The organism is Thiospirillum jenense (genome assembly GCF_014145225.1).
Classification (GTDB): domain Bacteria; phylum Pseudomonadota; class Gammaproteobacteria; order Chromatiales; family Chromatiaceae; genus Thiospirillum; species Thiospirillum jenense.
The window spans coordinates 44,055-67,898 of sequence record NZ_JABVCQ010000003.1; the positions used below are offsets into that span (position 1 = coordinate 44,055).

General features: G+C 45.6%; 38 protein-coding genes. 6 read left to right on the forward strand and 32 right to left on the reverse strand.

The annotated features are described in order from the left end of the window. Positions 1-48 precede the first annotated feature (48 nt). The 5 genes from eno to HUK38_RS01690 all read left to right on the forward strand — a co-directional run bounded on the left by eno (position 49) and on the right by HUK38_RS01690 (position 4,340). Complete coding sequence (gene eno / locus HUK38_RS01670; protein ID WP_182582052.1) at positions 49-1,329, forward strand: phosphopyruvate hydratase; 1,281 nt, start codon at positions 49-51, stop codon at positions 1,327-1,329. A 79-nt stretch (positions 1,330-1,408) separates the two neighbouring features. Beyond that, positions 1,409-1,732 (forward strand): cell division protein FtsB, encoded by a 324-nt coding sequence (gene ftsB, locus HUK38_RS01675; protein WP_182582053.1) that lies wholly within the window; start codon positions 1,409-1,411, stop codon positions 1,730-1,732. Next, on the forward strand, positions 1,729-2,478 hold the full coding sequence (gene ispD / locus HUK38_RS01680) for a 2-C-methyl-D-erythritol 4-phosphate cytidylyltransferase (RefSeq protein WP_182582054.1): 750 nt from the start codon (positions 1,729-1,731) through the stop codon (positions 2,476-2,478). The genes ftsB and ispD overlap by 4 nt, the downstream gene beginning before the upstream one ends. Next, on the forward strand, positions 2,472-2,945 hold the full coding sequence (ispF, locus tag HUK38_RS01685) for a 2-C-methyl-D-erythritol 2,4-cyclodiphosphate synthase (RefSeq protein ID WP_182582055.1): 474 nt from the start codon (positions 2,472-2,474) through the stop codon (positions 2,943-2,945). The genes ispD and ispF overlap by 7 nt, the downstream gene beginning before the upstream one ends. A gap of 42 nt (positions 2,946-2,987) precedes the next feature. Beyond that, on the forward strand, positions 2,988-4,340 hold the full coding sequence (locus tag HUK38_RS01690) for an HDOD domain-containing protein (protein WP_182582056.1): 1,353 nt from the start codon (positions 2,988-2,990) through the stop codon (positions 4,338-4,340). A gap of 39 nt (positions 4,341-4,379) precedes the next feature. Here the strand turns inward: HUK38_RS01690 and purN are convergent, their stop codons facing one another. The 3 genes from purN to ychF form a co-directional block, all read right to left on the reverse strand. Next, positions 4,380-5,045 carry a phosphoribosylglycinamide formyltransferase gene (purN, locus tag HUK38_RS01695; protein WP_182582057.1) on the reverse strand — a complete coding sequence of 222 codons (666 nt, stop codon included), beginning with the start codon at positions 5,043-5,045 and terminating at the stop codon, positions 4,380-4,382. 8 nt (positions 5,046-5,053) lie between these two features. Further along, complete coding sequence (gene purM / locus HUK38_RS01700) at positions 5,054-6,091, reverse strand: phosphoribosylformylglycinamidine cyclo-ligase (RefSeq protein WP_182582058.1); 1,038 nt, start codon at positions 6,089-6,091, stop codon at positions 5,054-5,056. A 75-nt stretch (positions 6,092-6,166) separates the two neighbouring features. Then, positions 6,167-7,258 carry a redox-regulated ATPase YchF gene (gene ychF / locus HUK38_RS01705; protein ID WP_182582059.1) on the reverse strand — a complete coding sequence of 364 codons (1,092 nt, stop codon included), beginning with the start codon at positions 7,256-7,258 and terminating at the stop codon, positions 6,167-6,169. A gap of 121 nt (positions 7,259-7,379) precedes the next feature. Here ychF and HUK38_RS01710 point away from each other — a divergent pair, with 121 nt between their 5' ends. Beyond that, the gene (locus HUK38_RS01710; protein WP_182582060.1) at positions 7,380-8,690 is read left to right on the forward strand and encodes a hypothetical protein; all 1,311 of its coding nucleotides are present in this window, start codon (positions 7,380-7,382) and stop codon (positions 8,688-8,690) included. Between the two features lie 10 nt (positions 8,691-8,700). On the opposite strand, the gene rplQ is transcribed toward HUK38_RS01710, so the two are convergent. The 29 genes from rplQ to tuf all read right to left on the reverse strand — a co-directional run bounded on the left by rplQ (position 8,701) and on the right by tuf (position 23,813). Next, on the reverse strand, positions 8,701-9,081 hold the full coding sequence (gene rplQ / locus HUK38_RS01715; RefSeq protein WP_182582061.1) for a 50S ribosomal protein L17: 381 nt from the start codon (positions 9,079-9,081) through the stop codon (positions 8,701-8,703). Positions 9,082-9,108: 27 nt separating this feature from the next. Next, on the reverse strand, positions 9,109-10,119 hold the full coding sequence (locus tag HUK38_RS01720) for a DNA-directed RNA polymerase subunit alpha (protein WP_182582062.1): 1,011 nt from the start codon (positions 10,117-10,119) through the stop codon (positions 9,109-9,111). A gap of 23 nt (positions 10,120-10,142) precedes the next feature. Beyond that, entirely contained in the window at positions 10,143-10,763 is a 621-nt protein-coding gene (gene rpsD / locus HUK38_RS01725) for a 30S ribosomal protein S4 (RefSeq protein ID WP_182582063.1), read from the reverse strand. Between the two features lie 21 nt (positions 10,764-10,784). Further along, positions 10,785-11,171, reverse strand: coding sequence for a 30S ribosomal protein S11 (rpsK, locus tag HUK38_RS01730; RefSeq protein ID WP_182582064.1), 387 nt, complete (start codon positions 11,169-11,171; stop codon positions 10,785-10,787). Between the two features lie 29 nt (positions 11,172-11,200). Next, on the reverse strand, positions 11,201-11,557 hold the full coding sequence (gene rpsM, locus HUK38_RS01735; RefSeq protein ID WP_182582065.1) for a 30S ribosomal protein S13: 357 nt from the start codon (positions 11,555-11,557) through the stop codon (positions 11,201-11,203). Positions 11,558-11,611: 54 nt separating this feature from the next. After that, entirely contained in the window at positions 11,612-11,725 is a 114-nt protein-coding gene (gene rpmJ, locus HUK38_RS01740; protein WP_182582066.1) for a 50S ribosomal protein L36, read from the reverse strand. Positions 11,726-11,929: 204 nt separating this feature from the next. After that, positions 11,930-13,282: a preprotein translocase subunit SecY gene (secY, locus tag HUK38_RS01745; protein ID WP_182582067.1), complete on the reverse strand. Its 1,353-nt coding sequence runs from the start codon at positions 13,280-13,282 to the stop codon at positions 11,930-11,932. 13 nt (positions 13,283-13,295) lie between these two features. After that, positions 13,296-13,727, reverse strand: a complete 432-nt coding sequence (gene rplO, locus HUK38_RS01750) for a 50S ribosomal protein L15 (protein WP_182582068.1) — start codon at positions 13,725-13,727, stop codon at positions 13,296-13,298. After that, positions 13,717-13,923 carry a 50S ribosomal protein L30 gene (gene rpmD, locus HUK38_RS01755; RefSeq protein WP_182582069.1) on the reverse strand — a complete coding sequence of 69 codons (207 nt, stop codon included), beginning with the start codon at positions 13,921-13,923 and terminating at the stop codon, positions 13,717-13,719. The genes rplO and rpmD overlap by 11 nt, the downstream gene beginning before the upstream one ends. 3 nt (positions 13,924-13,926) lie before the next feature. After that, a complete protein-coding gene (rpsE, locus tag HUK38_RS01760; RefSeq protein WP_182582159.1) occupies positions 13,927-14,442 on the reverse strand; it encodes a 30S ribosomal protein S5 in 516 nt (171 codons plus the stop codon). Positions 14,443-14,452: 10 nt separating this feature from the next. Next, entirely contained in the window at positions 14,453-14,806 is a 354-nt protein-coding gene (rplR, locus tag HUK38_RS01765) for a 50S ribosomal protein L18 (RefSeq protein WP_182582070.1), read from the reverse strand. A 12-nt stretch (positions 14,807-14,818) separates the two neighbouring features. Then, a complete protein-coding gene (gene rplF / locus HUK38_RS01770; RefSeq protein ID WP_182582071.1) occupies positions 14,819-15,355 on the reverse strand; it encodes a 50S ribosomal protein L6 in 537 nt (178 codons plus the stop codon). Between the two features lie 18 nt (positions 15,356-15,373). After that, on the reverse strand, positions 15,374-15,772 hold the full coding sequence (gene rpsH, locus HUK38_RS01775) for a 30S ribosomal protein S8 (protein ID WP_182582072.1): 399 nt from the start codon (positions 15,770-15,772) through the stop codon (positions 15,374-15,376). Between the two features lie 48 nt (positions 15,773-15,820). Further along, positions 15,821-16,126: a 30S ribosomal protein S14 gene (gene rpsN / locus HUK38_RS01780; protein ID WP_182582073.1), complete on the reverse strand. Its 306-nt coding sequence runs from the start codon at positions 16,124-16,126 to the stop codon at positions 15,821-15,823. An 8-nt stretch (positions 16,127-16,134) separates the two neighbouring features. Further along, positions 16,135-16,674 carry a 50S ribosomal protein L5 gene (gene rplE / locus HUK38_RS01785; RefSeq protein WP_182582074.1) on the reverse strand — a complete coding sequence of 180 codons (540 nt, stop codon included), beginning with the start codon at positions 16,672-16,674 and terminating at the stop codon, positions 16,135-16,137. 113 nt (positions 16,675-16,787) lie between these two features. After that, a complete protein-coding gene (gene rplX, locus HUK38_RS01790) occupies positions 16,788-17,105 on the reverse strand; it encodes a 50S ribosomal protein L24 (protein WP_182582075.1) in 318 nt (105 codons plus the stop codon). Positions 17,106-17,171: 66 nt separating this feature from the next. Beyond that, entirely contained in the window at positions 17,172-17,540 is a 369-nt protein-coding gene (gene rplN / locus HUK38_RS01795; protein ID WP_182582076.1) for a 50S ribosomal protein L14, read from the reverse strand. Positions 17,541-17,621: 81 nt separating this feature from the next. Further along, a complete protein-coding gene (gene rpsQ / locus HUK38_RS01800; RefSeq protein WP_182582077.1) occupies positions 17,622-17,876 on the reverse strand; it encodes a 30S ribosomal protein S17 in 255 nt (84 codons plus the stop codon). After that, complete coding sequence (gene rpmC / locus HUK38_RS01805) at positions 17,869-18,075, reverse strand: 50S ribosomal protein L29 (protein WP_182582078.1); 207 nt, start codon at positions 18,073-18,075, stop codon at positions 17,869-17,871. The genes rpsQ and rpmC overlap by 8 nt, the downstream gene beginning before the upstream one ends. Further along, the gene (rplP, locus tag HUK38_RS01810; protein WP_182582079.1) at positions 18,075-18,488 is read right to left on the reverse strand and encodes a 50S ribosomal protein L16; all 414 of its coding nucleotides are present in this window, start codon (positions 18,486-18,488) and stop codon (positions 18,075-18,077) included. Before rplP ends, rpmC begins: the two co-directional genes overlap by 1 nt. 2 nt (positions 18,489-18,490) lie before the next feature. Further along, positions 18,491-19,171 (reverse strand): 30S ribosomal protein S3, encoded by a 681-nt coding sequence (gene rpsC, locus HUK38_RS01815; RefSeq protein WP_182582080.1) that lies wholly within the window; start codon positions 19,169-19,171, stop codon positions 18,491-18,493. 17 nt (positions 19,172-19,188) lie between these two features. Further along, the gene (rplV, locus tag HUK38_RS01820) at positions 19,189-19,521 is read right to left on the reverse strand and encodes a 50S ribosomal protein L22 (RefSeq protein WP_182582081.1); all 333 of its coding nucleotides are present in this window, start codon (positions 19,519-19,521) and stop codon (positions 19,189-19,191) included. Between the two features lie 17 nt (positions 19,522-19,538). Beyond that, complete coding sequence (gene rpsS, locus HUK38_RS01825; RefSeq protein WP_182582082.1) at positions 19,539-19,817, reverse strand: 30S ribosomal protein S19; 279 nt, start codon at positions 19,815-19,817, stop codon at positions 19,539-19,541. A 40-nt stretch (positions 19,818-19,857) separates the two neighbouring features. Continuing rightward, positions 19,858-20,685, reverse strand: coding sequence for a 50S ribosomal protein L2 (gene rplB, locus HUK38_RS01830; protein WP_182582083.1), 828 nt, complete (start codon positions 20,683-20,685; stop codon positions 19,858-19,860). A 34-nt stretch (positions 20,686-20,719) separates the two neighbouring features. Beyond that, positions 20,720-21,016 (reverse strand): 50S ribosomal protein L23, encoded by a 297-nt coding sequence (gene rplW / locus HUK38_RS01835; RefSeq protein ID WP_182582084.1) that lies wholly within the window; start codon positions 21,014-21,016, stop codon positions 20,720-20,722. Then, positions 21,013-21,630 (reverse strand): 50S ribosomal protein L4, encoded by a 618-nt coding sequence (gene rplD, locus HUK38_RS01840; protein ID WP_182582085.1) that lies wholly within the window; start codon positions 21,628-21,630, stop codon positions 21,013-21,015. Before rplD ends, rplW begins: the two co-directional genes overlap by 4 nt. Before the next feature lie 5 nt (positions 21,631-21,635). Then, the gene (rplC, locus tag HUK38_RS01845) at positions 21,636-22,289 is read right to left on the reverse strand and encodes a 50S ribosomal protein L3 (RefSeq protein ID WP_182582086.1); all 654 of its coding nucleotides are present in this window, start codon (positions 22,287-22,289) and stop codon (positions 21,636-21,638) included. A 10-nt stretch (positions 22,290-22,299) separates the two neighbouring features. Then, positions 22,300-22,611: a 30S ribosomal protein S10 gene (gene rpsJ, locus HUK38_RS01850; RefSeq protein ID WP_182582087.1), complete on the reverse strand. Its 312-nt coding sequence runs from the start codon at positions 22,609-22,611 to the stop codon at positions 22,300-22,302. An 11-nt stretch (positions 22,612-22,622) separates the two neighbouring features. Beyond that, a complete protein-coding gene (gene tuf / locus HUK38_RS01855) occupies positions 22,623-23,813 on the reverse strand; it encodes an elongation factor Tu (protein WP_182582088.1) in 1,191 nt (396 codons plus the stop codon). Between the last annotated feature and the right edge of the window lie 31 nt (positions 23,814-23,844).

A 23,844-nucleotide genomic window follows, 5' to 3' on the forward strand; every position in this document is an offset into this window, starting at 1 on the left:
ATACATCACTCAATCCTAACTCACCTAATCCATTTTTGAGGTTCTCAAATGTCTGTTATTTCTGAAGTGTTTGCGCGTGAAATTCTTGATTCTCGCGGCAATCCAACCGTCGAAGTTGATGTAATGACCGCTGACGGCGCAATTGGCCGCGCTGCCGTGCCATCGGGCGCATCAACTGGCTCCCGCGAAGCATTGGAATTGCGCGATGGTGATAAAACCCGCTATAACGGTAAAGGCGTCCGCACCGCTTGCGCGAATATAAGCGGTGAAATACGCGCCGCCGTTTTGGGAATGGAAATCAGTGAACAAAGCGCCCTCGATCATTGCATGATTGAACTCGATGGCACGGATAATAAAGCGCGACTCGGGGCGAATGCGATTTTGGGCGTATCAATGGCCGCTGCCCATGCCGCCGCGCAAGAACAACAATTACCGCTGTATCAATATTTGGGTAAAAATGGCAATTATCGCCTGCCCGTGCCAATGATGAATATCATTAACGGCGGTCAACACGCGGACAATAGCGTTGACTTCCAAGAGTTTATGATTCTGCCGGTTGGTGCCGCCAATTTGCGTGAAGCAATTCGCTATGGCGCGGAAGTGTTTCACGCATTAAAAGCGGTATTACATGCACGCGGATTGGCGACCTCAGTGGGTGATGAAGGCGGATTTGCACCCGATTTACCCTCGAATGAAGCGGCAATTGAAGTGATTTTAGAAGCGATTCATAAAGCTGGCTATCAAGCCGGGCGAGATATTTATCTTGGCATGGACGTCGCCAGTTCTGAGTTTTATAGCGACGGGCGTTATCATTTGAAAGGTGAAGGGCGCGTATTAGATGCCGCCGGCATGACCGATTTATTACTCGATTGGGTGAATAAATACCCAATTATCACCATTGAAGATGGATTAGCCGAAGGCGATTGGGCGGGTTGGAAAGATCACACCGACCGCTTGGGCGCTAAAGTGCAATTGGTTGGCGACGATTTATTTGTCACTAACACCAAAATATTACAAGAAGGCATCGCAAAAGGCATCGCCAATTCCGTGTTAATTAAAGTCAATCAGATCGGCACACTCACCGAAACCATTGCGGCAATTGACATGGCACATGCGGCTGGTTATACCGCCGTTGTTTCACATCGCTCGGGTGAAACTGAAGATACCACCATTGCCGATTTGGTGGTCGCCACTGCCACCGGTCAAATAAAAACCGGCTCATTATCGCGCTCAGATCGCGTTGCCAAATATAATCAATTGATGCGTATTGAAGATCAATTGGGTGAGGCGGCGGTCTATGCAGGACGGGCTGCGTTCAAACGGCTCTAATGATAAAAATCCACCCGTGACTAATTCCCGGTGTTAACCAGTTGATTATCACCGGGGATCAGGGCAAGAGGTGAGAATCATGCGTTGGTTAATGATTGTTTTAATCGTTTTATTAAGCTGGCTGCAGTATCGGCTGTGGCTTGGTACTGGCAGCTTAGAAGAATTATACTCACTCAAAACCCAATTAGCAGAATACCAAACTGAATTAAAACGTCTTGAAGCGCGTAATCGGGCGTTGGCTGCCGAGGTGGACGATTTAAAAGTCGGGTATGCGGCAATTGAAGAGCGGGCGCGTTTTGAACTCGGCATGATTAAACATGGCGAATTGTTTTTACAATTAGTTGAACAACCTGCGCAGCCGCATAGTGCGGTACCGCAATTATCTCCCCCGATTGCACCATGAATCATGCACATTCCTCCATAATCACCCCGCGCCTGTGGGCGTTAATTCCTGCCGCGGGCGTGGGACGCCGTTTTGGTGCAACAGTGCCAAAGCAGTATTTAGAATTAGGCGGGCGGCGCGTGATTGATTATGTCTTAGAAATGTTTATTTTTCACCCCAAATTGAGCGGATGCGTCGTCGCATTAGATCGCAATGATCCGTATTGGAATGATGGTATTTATGCAGCGCATCCTAATATCCATCGTGCTATTGGCGGCAATGAACGCTGTCATTCGGTGAATAATGCGCTGGCAACATTGACGAATGATTTGGGCGCGCAAGATGATGATTGGGTATTGGTACACGATGCCGCTCGTCCTTGTTTACGGCGCAGTGATTTAGATGCGTTAATTGCCGTTTTAACCAACGAACCCGTCGGTGTGTTATTAGCTGTTCCCGTGCATGACACGGTTAAACAAAGTCAATTAACTGAGAATGAAAAAATTGTGCGCGTCGCCACGACGGTTGCTCGTAGCACATTATGGCGCGCCTATACACCGCAAGTATTTCGATTAGGTTTATTACGGCAGGCGCTGAATCAGGCATTGGCAAATAACCAATTGGTAACCGATGATGCCAGTGCAATAGAATTATTCGGATTATCTCCGCGTTTAGTCGAAGGTCACGCAGATAATATAAAAATTACGCGCCCAGAAGATTTACCTTTAGCGCAGTTCTTTTTAATACAACAGGGGCGGCTATGTTAATTGGGCAGGGATTTGATGTACACCGTTTTGCACCAGAACGGCAATTAATTCTCGGCGGTGTGACAATTGAACATCCGCTGGGTTTAGCGGCACATTCTGATGGCGATGTTGTGATTCACGCCTTGTGTGATGCGTTATTAGGCGCGGCGGCATTGGGTGATATTGGGCATCATTTTCCCGATAATTCTGCCGAATTTCTCAATATTGACAGCCGCATTTTATTACGTCGCGTCATTAAAACACTGCAAGAACATCATTTGTCAGTGCATAATGCGGATTTAACTATCGTTGCACAAGCGCCAAAACTCGCGTCGCATATTGCGTTAATGCGCCAACATCTGGCTAATGATGTGCAGTGCACTATTCAACGCATGAATGTTAAAGCCACCACAACGGAATGGTTGGGATTCACCGGACGCGGCGAAGGTATTGCAGCATTCGCGGTGGTTTTATTAACTGGCGATTAAACCTAATAACTAAAAATCACAAATTTTAAAAAGGACTTAAATATGCCAGTGCGTATTTCCAATACAAATGACAACACACGAGTTATAGTAGCTGAAGAGTTTAATGGTTGTCCAGGTTTAACTAAACCGGATGTTGCTGTTTTGTTTAATAATGGTACGCTACTACAATGCACTGCCGGCGAACAATTATTTAGTGCCAATACACAAGTAGATAAGCTATACATTCTATTGGCAGGACATGTAGTACTTAATCAACCCGGTACACATCTCAGCACTGTATTAGAACCGGGCGATTGGTTTGGTGATGTTGACTTTAATGCCAATGTCACGCATTTTTCTGAAGCTATTACGCAAACACCAGTGCGCACTCTCGCAATTGATGCAAATGCGTTTGCGGCCTTGCCCATTGGTATTAAAACATATCTCACCGATCAAATGCGGCAACTCAATCGCCGCCGTTTGAATGCATTACAAATTGAAGTGGACCATCTGAGTAAAGACAGACGCAGTTTGATTGAGATGTTATTTGCCTTGCGCACACAGAATGGCAACGGATTTGGTAAAACAATAACCGCACAGCAATTGTTTGCTAAAGTGCCATCATTACCAGTTTCAACAGTCAATCTGTTAAATAAAATGTTGGATGAGCGCACAACTAAAACAGAAATTGTCGAACTGGTTTCGACGGACGCAGCATTAACTGCAATTCTGTTAAAAGCAGCCAATTCACCAACCTACGGGTTTAATAATCCAGTCACCAACGTTAATCATGCTGTGGTTTTACTCGGACATAATGCCGTTTATCAAATCATTATGTCGGAGAGTATGCGTCAAAGTTTGCCCAATAAACCATTATTCACGGAAATCCACCAACGTGCAATTGAATTATCACGATTAACTTTTACACTTTCGCAAATGCTGAATATTGGAAAACCAGCTGAGGTTGCTACCATTGGGATTTTGGGCGAAATTGGCAGCGTCATAGTTGAATTATTAAAAACGTATAACTCACGATTAGAGTTATTATTCAGTTTTGCGGACGATGCTGAAATGGGGGCGGAATTATTGCGCAGTTGGAGTTTGCCCGATAGTTTGTGTACCAGTTTGGAATATCAACATTATCCCGAATTCGCCGCCCCAGAACAGATTCCCGATACAGCACGAATAAATGTGGCGATCTTATATTTGGCGCGACAGTTTTATCATCAATTACATCAAACCAACGTCACCTTGCCGAACTTTTTTATGCGTGAGTATTTGCAGCTACTCGGGTTGCGCAATACTAGCAGCCATGAATTATTATATGAACGACTCTTGCCGCGCTTACGGACACAACGCCACGTTTTACCTAAATCATTAGTTGAAGTATTAGGGGTTGATTTAGAAACGAGCTAATTAACCCGGTGCAGATAATTCCAGTTTAATCTGCTATTTCTATTCTGGTGCTGTGACATCCAATAACAGCGGTGTTGTGATTTTCACGCCATCTAATTCGGGAATACCAGCGGCATTTAATTGTAACCGCCGCTGCGCAAACCACCGCACGACTCGCGGATATAATCGGTGTTCTTGAATTAACACGCGGGCGGCGAGGCAATTAGCATCATCATCTTTTAATACCGGTACCCGCGCTTGGGCAATGACCGGCCCGCCATCTAATTCAGCGGTCACGAAATGAATGCTCGCGCCGTGTTCTACTTCACCATTCGCCAAAGCGCGTGCGTGGGTATGTAAGCCGCGCAGTTTGGGTAATAATGACGGGTGAATGTTTAATAAACGGCCGTCATAATGATTGACCAATACCGGCGTTAAAATGCGCATGAATCCTGCTAATAAAACCAACTCCGGTGCTGCTTGGTCAATTAAGTTGATTAAAGCGGCATCGAATTGTTCACGCTGGAAAAATGTCCGATGGTCAAGCACTTGCGTGGCAATACCGGCACGGCGGGCGCGTTCTAATCCATACGCATCAGCGTTATTACTAATCACTGACCGAATGATGATGGGCAATTCAGCGCGCTGTTGCGCGTCAATGAACGCTTGTAAATTGCTGCCGCCGCCGGAGATTAACACCACGACGGCTAATGGTGATTGATTCATAACCGCCATCACGCGCAATAAATGACCTGCGGCGCGGCATCCGACGCAGGTTGCAACCGCCCAATCACCCACGCTTGCTCGCCCGCCTGTGCTAGTTGCGCACAAACCACATCAACGTCAGTGTTGGCTACGCACAACAGCATCCCCGCGCCGCAGTTAAAGGTGCGCAATAATTCCGCGTCGCTTATTCGCCCCTGTTGTTGTAACCACGCAAATACTGGCGGCAGCGACCAACTGCTGCGTTGGATCACGGCTTGACAGTGCGACGGCAACACGCGGGGCAGGTTGTCGGTGATGCCGCCGCCGGTGATGTGCGCGGCGGCGTGGATCAATCCGTCGCGCATGAGCGGCAGCAATGCTTGCGCGTAAATACGGGTTGGCGCAATTAATGCGTCGCCGAGGCTGGTTTCGCCGCAAGGTTGTGCTAAATCAGCGCCGGATACCGCAAGGATTTTGCGGATGAGGGAGTAGCCGTTGGAGTGCGGGCCGGAGGCGGCGATGGCGATTAAAACGTCAGTGGATTGGACGCGGTCGGGCGTCAACAGCGCGGATTTTTCCACGATCCCGACGCAAAAGCCGGCCAAATCGTACTCGTCACCGCTGTACATGCCGGGCATTTCGGCGGTTTCGCCACCCAGTAGGGCGCAGCCGGCTTGCTGGCAACCCGCTGCAATGCCGGCGATGACGGTCGTGGCGACCTCGACGTCCAGCCGGCCGGTGGCGTAATAATCAAGAAAAAACAACGGTTTAGCGCCGGTGACGAGTACGTCGTTAGCGCACATGGCGACCAAATCAATGCCGATGCTGTCGTGACGGTTGAGTTGCAGCGCGAGTTTGAGTTTGGTGCCGACGCCGTCGGTGCCGGCAACCAACACTGGCTCGGAAAATCCCGTTGGCAAGGCAAATAATCCGCCAAATCCGCCCAACCCGGCGAGGACGCCCGTGCGGTGCGTGGCGGCGGCGAATGGTTTAATACGTTCAATTAAATCTGTGCCGGCGTCAATATCAACACCGGCATCACGATAGGTTAGCGAATCATTTGTCATGGCAGGAATTGGTATTGAGTTGTTCAGTGTTTAATCATTCACGCAATGGTACGGTATTGATTAGCGCGAGCGCAATTAAACATTAAAACGAAAATGCACCACGTCACCATCTTTCATACTGTAATCCTTGCCTTCACTGCGCAATTTGCCCGCTTCTTTTGCACCTTGTTCACCGCGATAGGTGACAAAATCATTGTAGGCAATGACCTCGGCGCGAATAAACCCGCGCTCAAAATCGCTATGAATCACGCCGGCGGCTTTAGGTGCAGTCACACCGCGCGGAATAGTCCAAGCTCGCGCTTCTTTTGGGCCGGCAGTGAAATAAGTATCTAAACCTAATAAATGATAACCGGCGCGCACCACGCGATTTAATCCCGGTTCAATTAAACCCAAATCGGTGAGAAATTCGGCACGGGCGGCGGCATCTAATTCAACTAATTCAGCTTCAATTGCGGCGCACACCGCGACTACTTCGGCATTTTCATTCGCGGCGTGTTGTTGTACTTGCGTTAATAACGCATTATTTTCAAAACCCGATTCAGCAACGTTAGCAATATACAACGTTGGTTTAGCGGTAATCAAAAATAAATCGCGCAGTTCGGTTTGTTCATCCGCAGTTAATGCTAATGTGCGCACGGCTTGACCGGTATTTAAATGCTCTGCCACGCGCTCTAATAATGCTTTACGGGTGAGCAATTGTTTATCACCGCCTTTACTCAATCGTTGAGCGCGATCTAATGCGCGTTCAACCGTTTCAATATCGGCCAATGCTAATTCGGTATTGATAATGTCAATATCGCGCAAGGGATCAATTTGACCGGCGACATGAATAATGTCATCATCTTCAAAACACCGCACGACATGCGCAATTGCATCAGTCTCTCGAATATTGGCTAGGAATTGATTCCCCAAACCCTCACCTTTAGAGGCGCCGGCAACTAATCCGGCAATGTCCACGAATTGCATCGTTGTCGGTACAATGCGCGCCGGTTTAACAATATCGGCAATCACATCTAATCGCGCATCGGGTAATGGCACAATGCCAATATTGGGATCAATTGTGCAAAACGGATAATTCTCCGCCGCAATACCCGATTGCGTCAACGCATTAAATAATGTGGATTTACCAACGTTCGGTAATCCGACAATGCCACACTTAAAACCCATGCTGACAATTCGCTCAAATCAAATAAAGGTGAAAATTAACTGTGAAAAATTCAGCATTATTGATAATAATAATGCGATATAATCAAATGTAGTGTCATCATAAACGATGGGAGAATAACGCATGAAACTGAATCATCAACAACACGCAGGGCTGTTAATATCATTATTAACCGCGCTATCCAATGCTGCTGCTGATCCAGCATTAAACACCGCCGAGCCGCCACAATCGCAATCAGCCGACGTTTGGCAACACTCGCAGCAGCAGGCAGAGCAATTATGGCAGCAATCGCGCTCGACGGTCAGCGATTGGTGGCAACGCGCCCAGCGTAAAGCGGCGCCGACGGACATGCAACCGCCGCTGTCTGATGCCGAACACCTCAGTCATTTGTGGAACAGCCTATTGCCAACGCTGGAACGCACCCTCGTTTTGCAAGATGAGCAACGCACCCGCCCGCCGCAGGCGTGGTTGCGCCGCGATCAGGTTGATGTGCAAGCCGACATTGCCGCATTACTTGATGAGGCGGTCGCGGTATTATCTGAGGCGCCAGTGCAGCAGTATCGTGCGCGAATTCGTGAATTAGAACAGGCAATTAGCAATGCCCGTCAAGATATAGATCAATATCGGCAACAGCGGATTGGTGCGCCATTAAATGCCACACTGGGCAAAACCCGTAGCGAATATGATGCGTTAATTGCCAAATGTCAGGCAACGATTAACACCAATACCCAAGAATTGAACTCAATTAAACAACAGTTCGCGCAGGAATTACGCCAAATTGGATTAAATCTGACCGATGAACAAGTGGACTTTTTATTGACAACGGTCGTGGGTGATAATTTAATTGATTTAGGCATTGTGTTTGACAATATTAAAATCATCACCGAGCAATTAGAAGAATTGGTGCGTGACAGTGGCGAAGATTTGAATAGCACACGACGCTATTATGGATTATACGTCGTATTATTACGCGCCTTTACGCACATGCACCTGACCGTCGAACAGGTGATTGAAGCTGATTATATTCCGCGCATTGACGCAATTGCCCAGCGGGCGCGTGAACTCAGTCAAGAAACTCGCGCACTCCAACAAACTCAACTCACGCAGGCAAATGTTCTGAATGCCAATCTCGCAGCACAAGAATTAACGATGCGTGCCACTCAACTGTATAGTGATTATTTGCTGCAACAAGCAGAGCAGGTGCGGGCTGCACGTTTGGTATTAGAACGTGATTTAGCGACGGCGCTCAATACTTATGAAACAGTGCGGGTATCGGGGGAGTTTGTTAATTTGGTTAAAACCAGTCAGCAATTGATTGACGGCGTATTAAAGCGACAAGTACCTGCGTTACAGCCATTCCAAAATCTCGCATTAAAGCGAGAATTTGAAAAGCTCACTGTGCAATTACGCACTCATCACATTGCAGCACGTTAGATCATTTGCTTTAATCGGCTGCCGCTGTTTCGGTCGCCCGATCAACTAATTCAACGTAAGCCATTGGTGCCGAATCACCAACGCGATAACCACATTTCAAGATGCGCAAATAACCGCCCGGGCGCGTATCATAACGCGGGCCTAACACGGTAAATAACTTGGCGACTACTTCGCTATCACGCAGCCGCGCAAACGCTAACCGCCGCCGGTGCACCGAATCACTTTTAGCAAGGGTAATTAACGGTTCAGCAACACGCCGTAATTCTTTTGCTTTTGGCAGAGTTGTTTTAATCAACTCATGCCGAAATAGCGAACTTGCCATATTGCGAAACATCGCCTCTCTATGTCCAGTTGGGCGATTAAATTTTCTTCCAGATTTGCGATGACGCATTATCCCGATCTCACAGTCACGTTGTTGTTATTTAACGACGAGTTCTTCAATATTGTCAGGTGGCCAATACTCCAAACGTGTCCCAAGTGCAAGCCCTTTATTTGCCAAAACATCTTTAATTTCAGTCAAAGATTTTTTACCTAAATTAGGTGTTTTTAATAACTCAACTTCAGTACGTTGAATTAAGTCACCAATCAGATAGATATTTTCAGCTTTCAAGCAATTCGCCGAACGTACAGTCAACTCCAGCTCGTCAACCGGACGCATCATTATCGGTTCAATACCATGATTTTCTTGGCGTTCTTCACGCCGTTCTTCACGGAATCCCGCATCATCCAATTCGACAAAAGTTGACAATTGGTCACGCAAAATCAGAGCGGCGCGTTGAATGGCTTCCTTGGGGTCAACCGTACCATTTGTTTCAATGTCTATAACCAGCCGGTCAAGATCAGTCCGTTGCTCAACTCTAGCCGCCTCGACATTCACGGCAACTCGCACAACTGGGCTAAAGGACGCATCTAATGGCAGCTTACCAATTAAGCGATCCTCATTTTCCAGCGCCCGTTGGAGTGCTGGTACATAACCACGCCCGCGTTTTATAGTCAACGTCATACTCAATTCGCAATCGCCAGTCAAATGCGCAATTTCTAATTCTGGATTAGCAAGTTCCGCAGTATGATCAATTGCAATATCATTTGCCGTGACTACCCCAGGTCCTTTTTTACATAAGGCAAAGGTTGCAGAATCACGTCCTTTTAAAGAAATTGCCAATTTTTTTAGATTCAGCAAAATTTCTAAAACATCTTCTTGCACACCTTCAATAGTCGAGTATTCGTGCAAAATGCCTTGAATCTCAACTTCCGTCACCGCAAACCCATCAATCGAAGAAAGCAAAACTCGCCTCAACGCGTTACCTAACGTATGACCAAATCCACGCTCGAATGGTTCGAGCGAGATACGGGCACGACGACAGTCCCCCGTAACAGCTTCAACGGTCACAGTACGCGGCTTTAAAAAACCACTGCCAATATCGGTCATGAAGAAAACTCTTTGCCAGTACTTTACTTTGAGTACAATTCGACGATCAGAGACTCATTAATATCCGCAGGCAAATCAGCGCGATCGGGAATGCGTTTGAATACACCTTTGCGTGTTTTCGTATCTACTTCTACCCAATCCGGAAAGCCATATTGTTCAGCTAAAGTGAGCGAATCTTGCACACGCTTTTGTTCCTTTGCTTTCCCGCGTACTTCTACCTGATCTTCAATCGTCACTTGATAGGACGGAATATTGACGGTTTTGCCATTCACTAGAATCGTCTTATGGCTGACAAGTTGTCTCGCTTCGGCGCGTGTTGCACCGAATCCCATCCGATATACAACATTATCGAGGCGCCGCTCTAGTAACTGCAATAAATTCTCACCCGTAGCACCCTTAATCCGCGCCGCAGTTTTATAATAGTTGCGAAACTGACGCTCCATAATGCCGTACATACGCCGAACTTTTTGTTTCTCGCGCAACTGCAATCCATAATCAGACAAGCGCCGCCGCCGATCAGCCGCCTGACCTGGAATCTTTTCAAGATTGCACTTAGTCTCAAGTGCGCGCATCCGACTTTTGAGACTTAGGTCTACTCCTTCACGCCGCGCCAGTTTACAAGTGGGACCAATATACCTTGCCATAGTTCCTTAGCCTGTTTTTATTTAGACACGCCGCTTTTTTGGAGGACGACAACCATTGTGAGGGATTGGAGTCACATCAGTAATACTGGTGACTTTAAACCCCGCGCTATTTAATGCACGCACTGCCGATTCACGCCCAGGCCCTGGACCATTCACGTTTACATCGAGATTTCTAATCCCAAACTCTTTAGCGGCCTGACTGGCACGACTTGCAGCAACCTGCGCTGCAAATGGTGTACTTTTGCGCGAACCACGAAACCCAGAACCACCCGAAGTCGCCCATGCCAACGCATTGCCCTGTCGGTCAGTGATCGTAATAATTGTGTTATTGAAAGAAGCATGAACATGCGCAACACCATCTGCGACTTGCTTCCTAATTTTTTTCCGAGTGCGTAACGGTTTAGCCATTGTAATTTGAGTATCGAAACAAAGACGGGTTAACGTTTAATTGGACGCCGCGGACCCTTACGAGTACGCGCATTAGTTCGTGTACGTTGTCCTCGCACAGGCAATCCGCGCCGATGGCGAATACCACGATTACAACCCAAATCCATCAATCGCTTAATATTCATAGAAATTTCACGGCGCAAGTCTCCCTCCACAGTATATTTTGAGACTTCAATACGCAACCGATCAACTTGCTCTTCAGTCAGAGTGTGGATTTTAGCATCAAATGGGATGTTCGCTGCTGTGCAAATCTTGGCGGATAAAGTGACGCCAATGCCATAAATAGAAGTTAAAGCAATACGAGTATGCTTACGATCAGGAATGTTGACGCCAGCAATACGAGCCATGCAAACTAATCTCCTTAATAAAACTAGATTAAATCTCAAACAGATATTTTAAGTTTAGCCTTGACGTTGCTTGTGACGCGGGTCTGAACAAATCACACGAACAATCCCATTGCGGCGAATCATTTTACAATTACGACAAATCTTTTTCACAGATGCACGAACTTTCATAATAGTATCTCCTAAATAGATATGTGCTGCTTGATAGGGTCAATCTTTATTTGATTTAATCTACCATTAACAAGTATTGACGCAGAATGTGCGCCTATGTAATCGCTACGTTTTTTCTGAAAATGAAGTCATTTCACAACTCAAAAAATCAATCTGTTTTCTTACTTTATAATTAGTCAAATAACAATAAATGAATATACTGTTTTAACGTGTTAACTTAGTGTTAGATGACTTAAAATTCGCTTTCTTCATTAACCCTTCGTATTGATGGGACATCAGATGTGCTTGAACTTGAGCCATAAAGTCCATCACGACAACTACAACAATCAGCAGTGACGTGCCGCCAAAATAAAATGGGACATTCCAACCAACAATTAAAAACTCGGGCAACAAACAAACCGCCGTAATATAAAGCGCACCCGCCGCTGTCAATCGTGTCATAACGGCATCTATGTAACGGGCTGTTTGATCTCCTGGACGAATCCCTGGAATAAAAGCACCCGAACGTTTTAAGTTGTCTGCGGTTTCTTTCGCATCAAATACCAAGGCAGTATAAAAGAAACAGAAAAAAACAATTGCCGCTGCATAGAGAAGCACATAAATCGGTTCACCAGGTGACAGCTTCGCCGCAATATCTGCAAGCCAACTCAGACTTTCGGTTTGACCAAACCATTGCCCTAATGTACCTGGAAATAAAATAATGCTGGAGGCAAAAATTGGTGGAATGACCCCAGACATATTGAGTTTCAGTGGTAAATGCGTACTTTGTGCTGCCAACATTCGGCGACCTTGTTGGCGCCGTGCATAATTAACAGTGATGCGTCGTTGCCCGCGCTCGACAAACACAACAAACGCTGTTACTAACAATGCAAGCGCAAATAAAGCTAACACGGCTAACGCATTCATTTCACCAGTACGAACTAGTTCTAAAGTCCCCCCAACAGCAGAGGGAAGACCGGCAACAATTCCTGCGAAAATAATGAGAGAAATCCCGTTACCAATACCACGTTCTGTGATTTGTTCACCCAGCCACATTAAAAACATCGTACCCGTGACAAGTGACACCGCCGCAGTAAATACAAAAGCGAACCCTTGTTGAACAACAATCGCTGATCCACCTGCAGTTTGACCTTGTAGCGCAATTGAAATACCAATCGCTTGGAAGGTGGCTAAAACAACGGTGCTGTACCGAGTATATTGAGTAATTTTACGGCGTCCCGCTTCACCTTCTTTCTTTAACTGCTCAAGTTGCGGAATAACAGAAGTCATCAATTGCAAAATAATACTTGCCGAAATGTAAGGCATGATACCTAAGGCAAAAATACTTGCACGTTCTAATGCACCGCCTGAAAACATATTAAACATATCAAGGATTGAACCTTGATTTTGATCAAATAAAACAGCGAGCGCTTCAGGATTCACACCGGGAACGGGAATAAAGGTACCAATACGGTAAACTAATAGTGCGCCTAACACAAATAATAATCGCTGGCGCAACTCTGTTAAGCGATTGATCCCACCTAATGCCTGTGTGATCGGTGCATTATTTCTAACCATGAATCTAGATAACCTACTCTACACTTCCGCCAGCCGCTTCAATTGCCAAACGTGCACCTTTGGTGACCAATATTCCGTGTACTCGAAAAGAACGTTGCGGTTGACCAGAGAGGATAATTTTTACCTGGGTAATATGATGTGCAATTAAACCAGCGGTGCGCAAAGTTATCAAATCAATCAAATCACCTTCGACTTGATTAAGTTCACTGGTACGGATTTCATCGCGCTGCAATCCACTTCTAGAACGAAATCCTAATTTTGGCAGGCGCCGCTGCAACGGCATTTGTCCACCTTCAAACCCCAATTTATGAAAACCGCCAGCGCGGGCCTTTTGACCTTTATGCCCACGTCCGCAAGTTTTGCCTAAACCAGAGCCAATCCCACGACCGACACGCTTGGCTGCTGTATGCTGCCCAGCAGCTGGTGCAAGTTCATTAAGACGCATGAGCGGTTTCCTCTTCCACCAACTTCACCATATAACTGACTTTATTCAACATACCGCGTGTTGCTGGCGTATCTATTACTTCGACCGTTTGATGCAACCGCCGCAATCCTAAACCATGTACGCAAGCACGATGGTGTTTCAGCCGTCCATAAACACTACGCATTAGCTTAACTTTCATCGTCTTTTCATCTGACATGATTTACTCCAGAATATCTGCTATGGTTTTTCCGCGCTTGGCAGCGACCGTTTCAGCATCAGCCATCCCCATCAATCCTTTAATTGTCGCCTGCACAACATTGACTGGATTGCTGCTGCCAATACATTTAGCTAATACATTTTGAACACCAAGCACTTCAAAAACCGCTCGCATTGCACCACCAGCAATAATACCAGTCCCCTCTGATGCGGGCTGCATAAAAACATGTGCCGCTCCATGATGCCCAAGTATTGGATACTGCAACGTTGCGCCTTTTAATTTGACATCGATCATATTTTTACGCGCTGACTCCATTGCTTTCTGAATTGCAACAGGCACTTCCCGTGCTTTACCTGTCCCATAACCAACGCGCCCTTTGCCATCACCTACGACTGTTAAAGCCCCAAATCCAAACACCCGCCCGCCCTTGACGACTTTCGCAACGCGATTGACCGAAATCAACTTTTCCAACAGTTCGTCGCCACTGTCCGTCTTTTGATTAGAAACCGAATTTGCCATTATTTTGCCCTCAAAATTGCAATCCATGCTCACGTGCTGAATCGGCCAGTGCTTTCACACGACCATGATACTTAAATCCCGAGCGATCAAATGCAACACGTTCAACACCAGCTGCCCGAGCCCGTTCTGCAATGACTTGACCTATGAAGGTGGCAGCAGTCACATTACCAGAATGATTTTGTTTTTCATGGAAAGTCTTTTCAACCGTTGATGCGCTTACGACAACATGACCACCATTTGGCGCAATAATCTGCGCATAAATATGACGCGGTGTACGATAAATACATAAGCGATGTACATTGAGTTCTTGTATTTTAGCGCGGGAACGTCGCGCTCTACGCAACCGGGCTTGTCTTTTGTCCATGCAATCAACTCCCTATTTTTTCTTAGTTTCTTTGCGTAAAACTTGTTCATTAGAATAGCGCACACCTTTACCTTTATATGGTTCTGGTGGGCGATAACTCCGTATTTTTGCAGAAACTTGACCAACTTGTTGTTTATCAGCACCCCGAATAACAATTTCAGTTTGAGATGGAGTTTCGATCTCAATACCTTCTGGAATTTCATAATCCACAGGATGCGAAAAACCCAGTGACAAATTCAAAACCTTCCCCTTGACCTGAGCGCGGTAACCAACTCCAACCAGTGTCAAGCGCCGCTCAAACCCCTGACTGACACCAATAACCAAATTATTGATAAGCGCACGAGTCGTACCCGCCAATGCCCAAGCAAGTTGGCGCTCCTGGTCTAACGGCGCTATTTTCAAGTGATTGTCTTCCAAAGCAACTCGTACTAATGGATGGATAAGCCACGCTAAACACCCTTTATTACCCGTTACAGCAATTTTTTGACCTTGAATATTAACGCTCACACCTGATGGAATAGGAATGGGCGCTTTTGCAATTCGAGACATTGAATATTCCTTATTAAATCAAGCGATTAGCGCCAAAACCTCACCACCATGACCAGCTTTACGCGCTGCTCGATCAGTCATGAGACCTTTTGAAGTGGAAATAACCGCAACACCTAAGCCGCCCCATACCTTCGGTAACTCATCCTTTCCACGATACACTCTTAATCCAGGTCGTGACACACGTTTCAGGTATTCGATGACTGGCTTTCCACGAAAATACTTTAACTTGATTTCAAGTCGGGGTTTTCCAGCATCGCCCACATCCAGTGAAAAATCACCGATATAGCCTTCTTCTTTGAGTAAAGAAGCAATTGCAATTTTTTGTTTAGAAACAGGCATCGTAATAATTATCTTGCCACGAGACTGTCCATTGCGAATACACGTCAACATATCCGCGATAGGATCTGACATACTCATCATTTTCCCCTTAGGTCAAACCACTTTAATCGTGTGATACCTATTTTATTACCAACTTGCTTTAACAACGCCGGGAACATCGCCACGCATAACAGCTTCACGCAGCTTATTACGCCCGAGCCCAAATTTACGATAGACAGCATGTGGGCGACCTGTAATACGACAACGCCGCTGTTGTCGTATTGGATTTGCGTCACGCGGTAGCTTTTGCAATGCAAGTAATGCAACATCAATTTGTTCGGGTGTTGACTGACGATTATTGAGAACTAACTTAAGTGCGGTGCGTTTTTTCGCAAATTTTTGTGATATTTGCGTACGTTTTATATCACGCGCAATCATACTTTTTTTTGCCATATCAAATCTTAACTCCGAAATGGAAACTGGAATGCGTCAAGCAGTGCGCGGCCTTCTTCATCGGTCTTCGCTGAAGTCGTAATGACAATATCAAGTCCCCGCAACATATCAATTTTGTCATAATCAATTTCGGGAAAAATGATTTGTTCACGCACACCAAGTGAATAATTACCGCGCCCGTCAAATGCTCTTGGACTCATACCACGAAAATCACGAATTCTAGGAATTGCAATATGAATGAGTCTATCTAAAAACTCATACATACGTTCCCGTCTCAGAGTAACCATGCAACCCACTGGCCAACCTTCGCGTATTTTGAATCCAGCAACAGACTTACGCGCTTTCGTAACTACAGGTTTTTGCCCGGAAATCTTAGTCAAATCAGCTACAGCAAAATCCATGACTTTCTTGTCTGCAACTGCTTCACCGACCCCCATGTTCAGGGTAATTTTGACTAACCGTGGCACCTGCATAACACTTGCATAATTAAATCGTGTACGCAGATCTGTAATCAACTTTTCCTGATAAAGTTTTTGTAACCTTGCCATAGTTTAATTCTTTTAAGTTTCTGCCATTCTCAATTAAAACTGGGGAGCGTCACCTAACATGTGACAGCCATTATTCTCAGTGTCAGCAAAACATAAGTCGCACACAAGTTCATTTAAACATCTACCACTTCACCATCAGATTTAAAAACCCGCACCTTTCGGCCATCGTCAAGCACTTTAAAGCCAACTCGACCAGCTTTACCTGTCACTGAATTAAACAAACCAACATTAGAAATGTGAAGAGGCATTTCCTTATCCACAATACCACCTGGCAAACCACGCTGCGGATTTTGCTTTTGGTGTTTTTTTGCCATGTTCACGTTTTCTACCACGACATACGAACCATCAATAACCCGCAAGACAGAACCACGCTTCCCTTTATCTTTGCCGGTTATGACCATCACATCATCGCCTGTTTTTATTTTACGCATAACTCTAAGCCTAAATTTAACTTGACTAACAAAACACCTTTCAATCTACTAATTGGCAGGCACAACTCACAGCACCTCAGGCGCTAAAGAAATAATTTTCATAAACTTATCACCACGCAACTCACGGGTGACGGGGCCAAAAATGCGAGTGCCGATTGGTTGCAACTGATTATTAAGCAGTACTGCCGCATTACCATCGAATCGAATAAGTGAGCCATCTGCACGTCGTACACCTTTGCGGGTACGCACAACCACTGCATTAAAAACGTCACCTTTCTTTACTTTACCACGCGGAATTGCATCTTTAACTGACACTTTAATCACATCTCCAATGCCCGCATAGCGCCGATGAGAACCACCGAGAACTTTAATACACTGCACTGACCGCGCACCGCTATTGTCAGCAACATCTAATTGAGTTTGCATTTGAATCATAATCGCACTCCAAAAGAAATTTTTGAAAAACTCAAAAATTGAAAAATTGAACCCCAGAACAAATGCAAGCGATTCATTTAATCAACGTGCTTTCTCTAGTATTTTCACGAGACGCCATGTCTTAGTTTTCGATAACGGACGACATTGTTGCACACAGACTACATCACCTAAGCTACATTCATTATTCTCATCATGCACATGGATTTTCAGCGAGCGACGAACAAACTTACCGTAAAGTGGATGCTGAATCCTGCGCTCCACCAAAACAGTAACTGTTTTTTGCATTTTGTTGCTTAAAACCTGACCGGTGATTGTCTTACTAATCTGATTAGCCATTGAATTTGCTCATCGAAATTTCAGTCATGATTGTTTTCACACGCGCAACATCACGGCGAACTTCACGCACCCGAGATGAACGGCTAATTTGATCTGGACTACCTCCCTGCATACGAAGATTAAATTGTTCTTTAAGCAGTTCAAGTAACAAATCTTGCAATTCTGGCATTGCTTTTTGTCTTAGTTCATTCGCCTTCATCACAACACCGTCCTTCTCTCAAATCGGGTTTGCACAGGCAATTTGGCGGCAGCGAGAATAAAAGCCTCACGCGCTAATTCTTCCGGAATGCCCTCAATTTCATACAGCATTTTCCCGGGTTGTACTAACGCAACCCAATACTCCACATTTCCTTTTCCTTTGCCCATGCGCACTTCGAGTGGCTTTTTAGAAACAGGCTTATCTGGAAACACGCGAATCCACAGTTTGCCACCACGTTTTACCTTGCGAGTAATAGCCCGCCGTGCTGACTCAATCTGACGCGCTGTTAATCGCCCGCGCTCTATTGCTTTAAGCCCAAAGTCACCAAAGCTAACGGCATTACCGCTCTGTGCAAGTCCGCGGTTTCTTCCCTTATGCTGTTTGCGAAATTTTGTTCTTTTTGGTTGCAGCATGATTAACCTTTTCTTGAGCGTGAACGTTTTTCTTGAGGTTGTCCCTCAATACGGTCACCAAAAATTTCACCACGAAAAATCCAAGTTTTCACACCTAAAATGCCATAGGTTGTGCGCGCTTCGGCAAAGCCATAATCAATATCAGCTCGCAACGTATGCAATGGCACCCGCCCTTCACGATACCATTCAGATCGCGCAATTTCAGCGCCGTTAAGACGTCCGGCGATATTGACACGAATTCCTTCAGCCCCAACGCGCATAGAGCTTTGCACAGCACGTTTCATAGCACGCCGAAACATAATGCGCCGCTCAAGTTGTTGGGCAATTCCTTCAGCAACTAGTTGGGCATCTAATTCTGGCTTACGTATCTCTTCAATACTAATATGCACAGGAATGCCCATCAGATTTGAAATCTCTGCACGCAACTTATCGATATCTTCACCCTTCTTACCGATGACAACGCCAGGGCGAGCAGTATGAATTGTAATGTGTGCATTTTTTGCAGGGCGGTCAATTTGAATACGACTCACCGACGCATTAGCAAGCTTTTTTTTAAGAAAGGCACGTACCGACAAATCTGTATTTAACAAATTAGCATAATCTTTCGAGTCAGCGTACCACTTCGATGTCCAACTTTTTACAATCCCAAGACGTATTCCAATCGGGTGTACTTTTTGTCCCATGCTAGTTTCTCTGTTGTTTATTTCTCAGCTACAGTCAAAGTAATATGACTAGTGCGCTTTAAAATGCGAGATGCGCGCCCTTTTGCACGCGGTCTGATTCGTTTCATTGTTGGCCCTTCATTCACTTGAATGGACGCAACACATAACTCATCCACATCAGCCCCGACATTCGTTTCAGCATTAGCAATTGCTGATTCGAGAATTTTTTTGATAAGTTTAGCACCTTTTTTTGTGCTAAAGGTTAAATCATATAATGCTTTCTCGACATGTTGACCGCGAATTTGATCGGCAACCAACCGTGCTTTTTGTGCCGAAATTCGGGCAAACCTTAATTTTGCCTCTGCTTGCATGGTCATATTTCCTATCGCTATTTCTTTTTCACTTTACGATCAGCAGCATGTCCCCGAAAAGTTCGGGTTAATGCAAATTCACCCAACTTATGTCCAATCATATTTTCGTTAACGAGTACAGGAATATGCTGCTTTCCATTGTGAACCGCAATAGTCAGCCCCACCATTTCTGGTAAGATGACTGAACGACGCGACCAAGTTTTAATAGGTCTTTTGTTATTCTGAGCAACAGCATCATCTACTTTTTTCAACAAGTGATGGTCAACAAAAGGCCCTTTGCGAACTGAACGTGGCACTGATCAATACCCTCTACCAAAAAAAAATAAAACCATTTGGCTACTTCAATCCGCGGCGCCGAACAATCATACTATCGGTGCGTTTGTTATGGCGCGTTTTGTAACCCTTAGTTGGTTGTCCCCAAGGAGTTACTGGATGACGTCCACCAGAAGTGCGTCCCTCACCACCACCATGTGGGTGATCAACTGGATTCATCACCACACCACGCACGGTGGGACGGACACCACGCCAGCGCACTGCTCCTGCCTTACCTAACTTACGCAAGCTATGTTCGCCGTTACCAACGGTACCAATAACCGCCCGACACTCCACATGCACTTTACGCATCTCACCTGACCGTAACCGCAATGTCGCATAATTACCTTCTCGAGCAATTAATTGCACCGATGCACCAGCGGCACGCGCAAGTTGAGCGCCTTTACCCGGACGCATTTCAATACAATGAATTTCTGTACCAACAGGTATATTGCGCAAAGGCAAACAGTTACCAACACTAATAGGTGCAGTCTCTGATGCCAATACGGTAGCGCCGGACTGTATCCCTTTCGGCGCGATAATATATGACCATTCACCATCAATATATTTCAACAGCGCCAGATTAGCACTACGATTAGGATCGTATTCAATCCGTTCAACAGTCGCCGGAATATTTTGTTTATTACGTTTAAAATCAACTAACCGATACAATCGTTTATGTCCGCCGCCATGATGACGCACGGTAATACGTCCCTGATTATTTCGCCCCCCTACGGACTTTTTTCCAGTCAACAGTGACTGTAATGGGCGACCACGGTAAAGTTGTGCATCAACCAACTTAACGACAAAGCGTCGGCCAGGCGAAGTCGGATTTGTTTTTATAACAGACATAATTAGCTATCCAAGTAAAATAAATCCAGCGTCATCATGCAGCGCCACCAAAGTCAATACTTTGCCCAGACTTAACACGCACATAAGCCTTTCGCCAGTTACTCCGTTGGCCTAAACGTCCGCCAAAGCGCTTTTTTTTACCTTTGACATTTACAACCTGAACATTTTCCACATCAACTGCAAACAAATTTTCCACTGCTTGGCTGATTTCTAACTTGGTTGCGTCCGATAATACTCGAAATGCATACTGTTGGTTTAATTCAGTCATTCTATTCGACTTTTCGGAAACAATAGGACGCAATAACACTTTCAACAAGCGTTCTTGATTCATATTAACCGTTCCTCTAACTTAGTGATGGCGGCTTCAGTTGCAATAATGTGAGCAAATGCAACTAAACTCACTGGATCAACCATGCGCGCTGTTAAAACATCAACATTAGGCAAATTGCGTGATGCTAATGTTAGAGGCGTGTTCACCTCATCAACTAAAATCAGCACATCATTAGTGACCGCCAATTCAGCGAGCTTATTGGCCAGCGCTTTCGTTTTTACTTCGGTCAATTCAAAATTAGGAACAATAAGCAACCGTTCTTGACGTACTAATTCTGACAAAATGGAACGTAACGCACTGCGATACATTTTACGATTCACTTTTTGGGCAAAACTTTGCGGTTGTGCAGCAAAAGTACGCCCACCACTGCGCCACAATGGACTACGCGAAGTACCAGCGCGGGCGCGCCCTGTGCCTTTTTGACGGTGTGGTTTAGCACCACCACCACTCACAGCTGCTCGATTTTTCTGCGCTCGCGTTCCTGATCTGGCATTCGCCAAATAAGCAGTAATCACTTGATGAACCAGCCCGGGTTTATATTCTAAACCAAAGACATGATCTGAAACAGATATTTCACCAAAGTCACCATTTTTATTCCGCGTCACTAATTGCATTGCGATTAGCCTTTATTCTTCTGCTTGACAGTTGGAACTATAATCAAATGGCTACCGGTTGCCCCCGGAACACTTCCTTTAACCAGCAACAACTGACGTTCAGTATCAACCTTGATTAGTTCAAGGTTCTGTTGACAACGGATCGCTGCGCCTAAATGACCCGCCATTTTTTTACCTTTAAACACACGACCAGGAGATTGATTCTGACCAATTGACCCTGGAGCGCGATGCGACAAAGAATTGCCGTGTGTTGCATCCTGACCACTGAAGTGATGGCGGCGAATGGCACCGGTAAATCCTTTTCCTTTACTCACGCCACGAACATCTACTTTTTGCCCAGCTGCAAAAACATCCACTGTGATTTGGTTGCCGAGTTGGAATGATGCAGTTTCATCAGCATTGTCCAATCGGAATTCATGCAGCATTGCAACTGCACCTACTTTTGCTTTAGCGATATGACCAGAAACTGCTTTAGTGACACGCGATGCCTGACGTTGTCCATAACCAACTTGAACAGCATCATAACCATCAGTTTCTAATTGCTTGACTTGACAAACGTAGTTCCCACCAACATCAATAACTGTTACCGGAACAGCAGTGCCATCACTATTGAAAATACGCGTCATACCCGCTTTACGCCCAATCAAACCAACTGCCATGTTTATCCCCTTAACTCAACTTGATTTGCGCATCTACACCAGCAGGAAGATCAAGTTTCATGAGCGCATCAACTGTTTTATCTGTAGGATCAACAATATCCATTAATCGTTTATGCGTACGCAGTTCATATTGATCCCGTGCATCTTTATTAACATGCGGTGAAATTAACACCGTGTAACGTTCTTGTTTTGATGGCAATGGGATTGGCCCACGAACTTGCGCACCAGTACGTTTTGCAGTTTCAACAATTTCACGCGCCGACTGATCAATCAATCGGTGATCGAATGCTTTAAGACGAATACGAATTCTTTGATTAGTCATGTCTTAAAATCTCACCCGATAACCTTCGCAACCACACCCGCTCCAACAGTGCGTCCGCCTTCGCGTACCGCGAAGCGCAGCCCTTCTTCCATTGCAATTGGCGCAATCAATTTAATAGTCATTTTGACATTATCGCCGGGCATGACCATTTCAATTCCTTCCGGCAACTCACAGGCACCTGTAACGTCAGTAGTACGGAAATAAAACTGCGGACGATAACCATTAAAAAATGGTGTATGGCGTCCACCTTCTTCTTTACCTAACACATACACTTCGGCCTCAAAATGCGTATGTGGCGTAATGCTATTTGGCTTTGCTAATACCTGTCCACGTTCCACATCATCACGTTTAACACCGCGCAATAGCACACCAATATTATCGCCCGCCTGCCCTTGATCGAGCAATTTACGGAACATTTCAACGCCGGTACAGGTCGTTTTCACGGTGTCACGCAAGCCAACAATGGCAACTTCTTCACCAACTTTAACAATGCCACGTTCCACCCGACCAGTTACAACTGTGCCGCGTCCTGAAATGGAAAACACGTCTTCAATAGGCATTAAAAAAGCGCCATCAATCGCCCGTTCTGGCTGCGGGATATAGCTATCTAGCGCATCCATTAAGCGTTCAATAGACTGCGTTCCTAATTCAGAAGTATCGCCATCCAATGCCATTTTAGCCGAGCCAGTGACAACTGGTGTATCGTCGCCGGGGAAATCATAGCTTGACAGCATTTCCCGCACTTCCATTTCCACCAACTCTAATAATTCAGCATCATCCACCATATCGGCTTTATTTAAATAAACCACGATATAAGGCACACCGACTTGGCGAGATAATAGAATATGTTCGCGTGTTTGAGGCATGGGTCCATCCGCCGCCGAAACGACTAAAATAGCACCGTCCATTTGCGCAGCACCGGTAATCATGTTTTTGACGTAGTCAGCATGTCCCGGACAATCCACATGTGCGTAATGGCGATTTGCAGTTTCGTATTCGACATGCGCTGTTGCAATGGTAATACCGCGCTCGCGTTCTTCAGGTGCATTATCGATTTGGTCATAAGCCCGCGCTTCGCCACCAAACTTTTTTGACTGCGTCACGGTAATTGCAGCAGTTAATGTCGTTTTACCGTGATCAACATGACCAATCGTGCCAACATTGACATGCGGTTTTTTGCGCTCAAACTTCTCTTTGGACACAGTTAATTTACTCCAAAATATGCACAAGCCT

What these genes read in the sequence shown, in the direction of transcription:
- eno (WP_182582052.1), top strand. Translation starts at nt 49, where the DNA reads ATGTCTGTTATTTCTGAAGTGTTTGCGCGTGAAATTCTTGATTCTCGC.
- ftsB (WP_182582053.1), top strand. Translation starts at nt 1,409, where the DNA reads ATGCGTTGGTTAATGATTGTTTTAATCGTTTTATTAAGCTGGCTGCAG.
- ispD (WP_182582054.1), top strand. Translation starts at nt 1,729, where the DNA reads ATGAATCATGCACATTCCTCCATAATCACCCCGCGCCTGTGGGCGTTA.
- ispF (WP_182582055.1), top strand. Translation starts at nt 2,472, where the DNA reads ATGTTAATTGGGCAGGGATTTGATGTACACCGTTTTGCACCAGAACGG.
- HUK38_RS01690 (WP_182582056.1), top strand. Translation starts at nt 2,988, where the DNA reads ATGCCAGTGCGTATTTCCAATACAAATGACAACACACGAGTTATAGTA.
- purN (WP_182582057.1), bottom strand. Translation starts at nt 5,045, where the DNA reads ATGAATCAATCACCATTAGCCGTCGTGGTGTTAATCTCCGGCGGCGGC.
- purM (WP_182582058.1), bottom strand. Translation starts at nt 6,091, where the DNA reads ATGACAAATGATTCGCTAACCTATCGTGATGCCGGTGTTGATATTGAC.
- ychF (WP_182582059.1), bottom strand. Translation starts at nt 7,258, where the DNA reads ATGGGTTTTAAGTGTGGCATTGTCGGATTACCGAACGTTGGTAAATCC.
- HUK38_RS01710 (WP_182582060.1), top strand. Translation starts at nt 7,380, where the DNA reads ATGAAACTGAATCATCAACAACACGCAGGGCTGTTAATATCATTATTA.
- rplQ (WP_182582061.1), bottom strand. Translation starts at nt 9,081, where the DNA reads ATGCGTCATCGCAAATCTGGAAGAAAATTTAATCGCCCAACTGGACAT.
- HUK38_RS01720 (WP_182582062.1), bottom strand. Translation starts at nt 10,119, where the DNA reads ATGACCGATATTGGCAGTGGTTTTTTAAAGCCGCGTACTGTGACCGTT.
- rpsD (WP_182582063.1), bottom strand. Translation starts at nt 10,763, where the DNA reads ATGGCAAGGTATATTGGTCCCACTTGTAAACTGGCGCGGCGTGAAGGA.
- rpsK (WP_182582064.1), bottom strand. Translation starts at nt 11,171, where the DNA reads ATGGCTAAACCGTTACGCACTCGGAAAAAAATTAGGAAGCAAGTCGCA.
- rpsM (WP_182582065.1), bottom strand. Translation starts at nt 11,557, where the DNA reads ATGGCTCGTATTGCTGGCGTCAACATTCCTGATCGTAAGCATACTCGT.
- rpmJ (WP_182582066.1), bottom strand. Translation starts at nt 11,725, where the DNA reads ATGAAAGTTCGTGCATCTGTGAAAAAGATTTGTCGTAATTGTAAAATG.
- secY (WP_182582067.1), bottom strand. Translation starts at nt 13,282, where the DNA reads ATGGTTAGAAATAATGCACCGATCACACAGGCATTAGGTGGGATCAAT.
- rplO (WP_182582068.1), bottom strand. Translation starts at nt 13,727, where the DNA reads ATGCGTCTTAATGAACTTGCACCAGCTGCTGGGCAGCATACAGCAGCC.
- rpmD (WP_182582069.1), bottom strand. Translation starts at nt 13,923, where the DNA reads ATGTCAGATGAAAAGACGATGAAAGTTAAGCTAATGCGTAGTGTTTAT.
- rpsE (WP_182582159.1), bottom strand. Translation starts at nt 14,442, where the DNA reads ATGGCAAATTCGGTTTCTAATCAAAAGACGGACAGTGGCGACGAACTG.
- rplR (WP_182582070.1), bottom strand. Translation starts at nt 14,806, where the DNA reads ATGGACAAAAGACAAGCCCGGTTGCGTAGAGCGCGACGTTCCCGCGCT.
- rplF (WP_182582071.1), bottom strand. Translation starts at nt 15,355, where the DNA reads ATGTCTCGAATTGCAAAAGCGCCCATTCCTATTCCATCAGGTGTGAGC.
- rpsH (WP_182582072.1), bottom strand. Translation starts at nt 15,772, where the DNA reads ATGAGTATGTCAGATCCTATCGCGGATATGTTGACGTGTATTCGCAAT.
- rpsN (WP_182582073.1), bottom strand. Translation starts at nt 16,126, where the DNA reads ATGGCAAAAAAAAGTATGATTGCGCGTGATATAAAACGTACGCAAATA.
- rplE (WP_182582074.1), bottom strand. Translation starts at nt 16,674, where the DNA reads ATGGCAAGGTTACAAAAACTTTATCAGGAAAAGTTGATTACAGATCTG.
- rplX (WP_182582075.1), bottom strand. Translation starts at nt 17,105, where the DNA reads ATGCGTAAAATAAAAACAGGCGATGATGTGATGGTCATAACCGGCAAA.
- rplN (WP_182582076.1), bottom strand. Translation starts at nt 17,540, where the DNA reads ATGATTCAAATGCAAACTCAATTAGATGTTGCTGACAATAGCGGTGCG.
- rpsQ (WP_182582077.1), bottom strand. Translation starts at nt 17,876, where the DNA reads ATGGCTAATCAGATTAGTAAGACAATCACCGGTCAGGTTTTAAGCAAC.
- rpmC (WP_182582078.1), bottom strand. Translation starts at nt 18,075, where the DNA reads ATGAAGGCGAATGAACTAAGACAAAAAGCAATGCCAGAATTGCAAGAT.
- rplP (WP_182582079.1), bottom strand. Translation starts at nt 18,488, where the DNA reads ATGCTGCAACCAAAAAGAACAAAATTTCGCAAACAGCATAAGGGAAGA.
- rpsC (WP_182582080.1), bottom strand. Translation starts at nt 19,171, where the DNA reads ATGGGACAAAAAGTACACCCGATTGGAATACGTCTTGGGATTGTAAAA.
- rplV (WP_182582081.1), bottom strand. Translation starts at nt 19,521, where the DNA reads ATGCAAGCAGAGGCAAAATTAAGGTTTGCCCGAATTTCGGCACAAAAA.
- rplB (WP_182582083.1), bottom strand. Translation starts at nt 20,685, where the DNA reads ATGTCTGTTATAAAAACAAATCCGACTTCGCCTGGCCGACGCTTTGTC.
- rplW (WP_182582084.1), bottom strand. Translation starts at nt 21,016, where the DNA reads ATGAATCAAGAACGCTTGTTGAAAGTGTTATTGCGTCCTATTGTTTCC.
- rplD (WP_182582085.1), bottom strand. Translation starts at nt 21,630, where the DNA reads ATGCAATTAGTGACGCGGAATAAAAATGGTGACTTTGGTGAAATATCT.
- rplC (WP_182582086.1), bottom strand. Translation starts at nt 22,289, where the DNA reads ATGGCAGTTGGTTTGATTGGGCGTAAAGCGGGTATGACGCGTATTTTC.
- rpsJ (WP_182582087.1), bottom strand. Translation starts at nt 22,611, where the DNA reads ATGACTAATCAAAGAATTCGTATTCGTCTTAAAGCATTCGATCACCGA.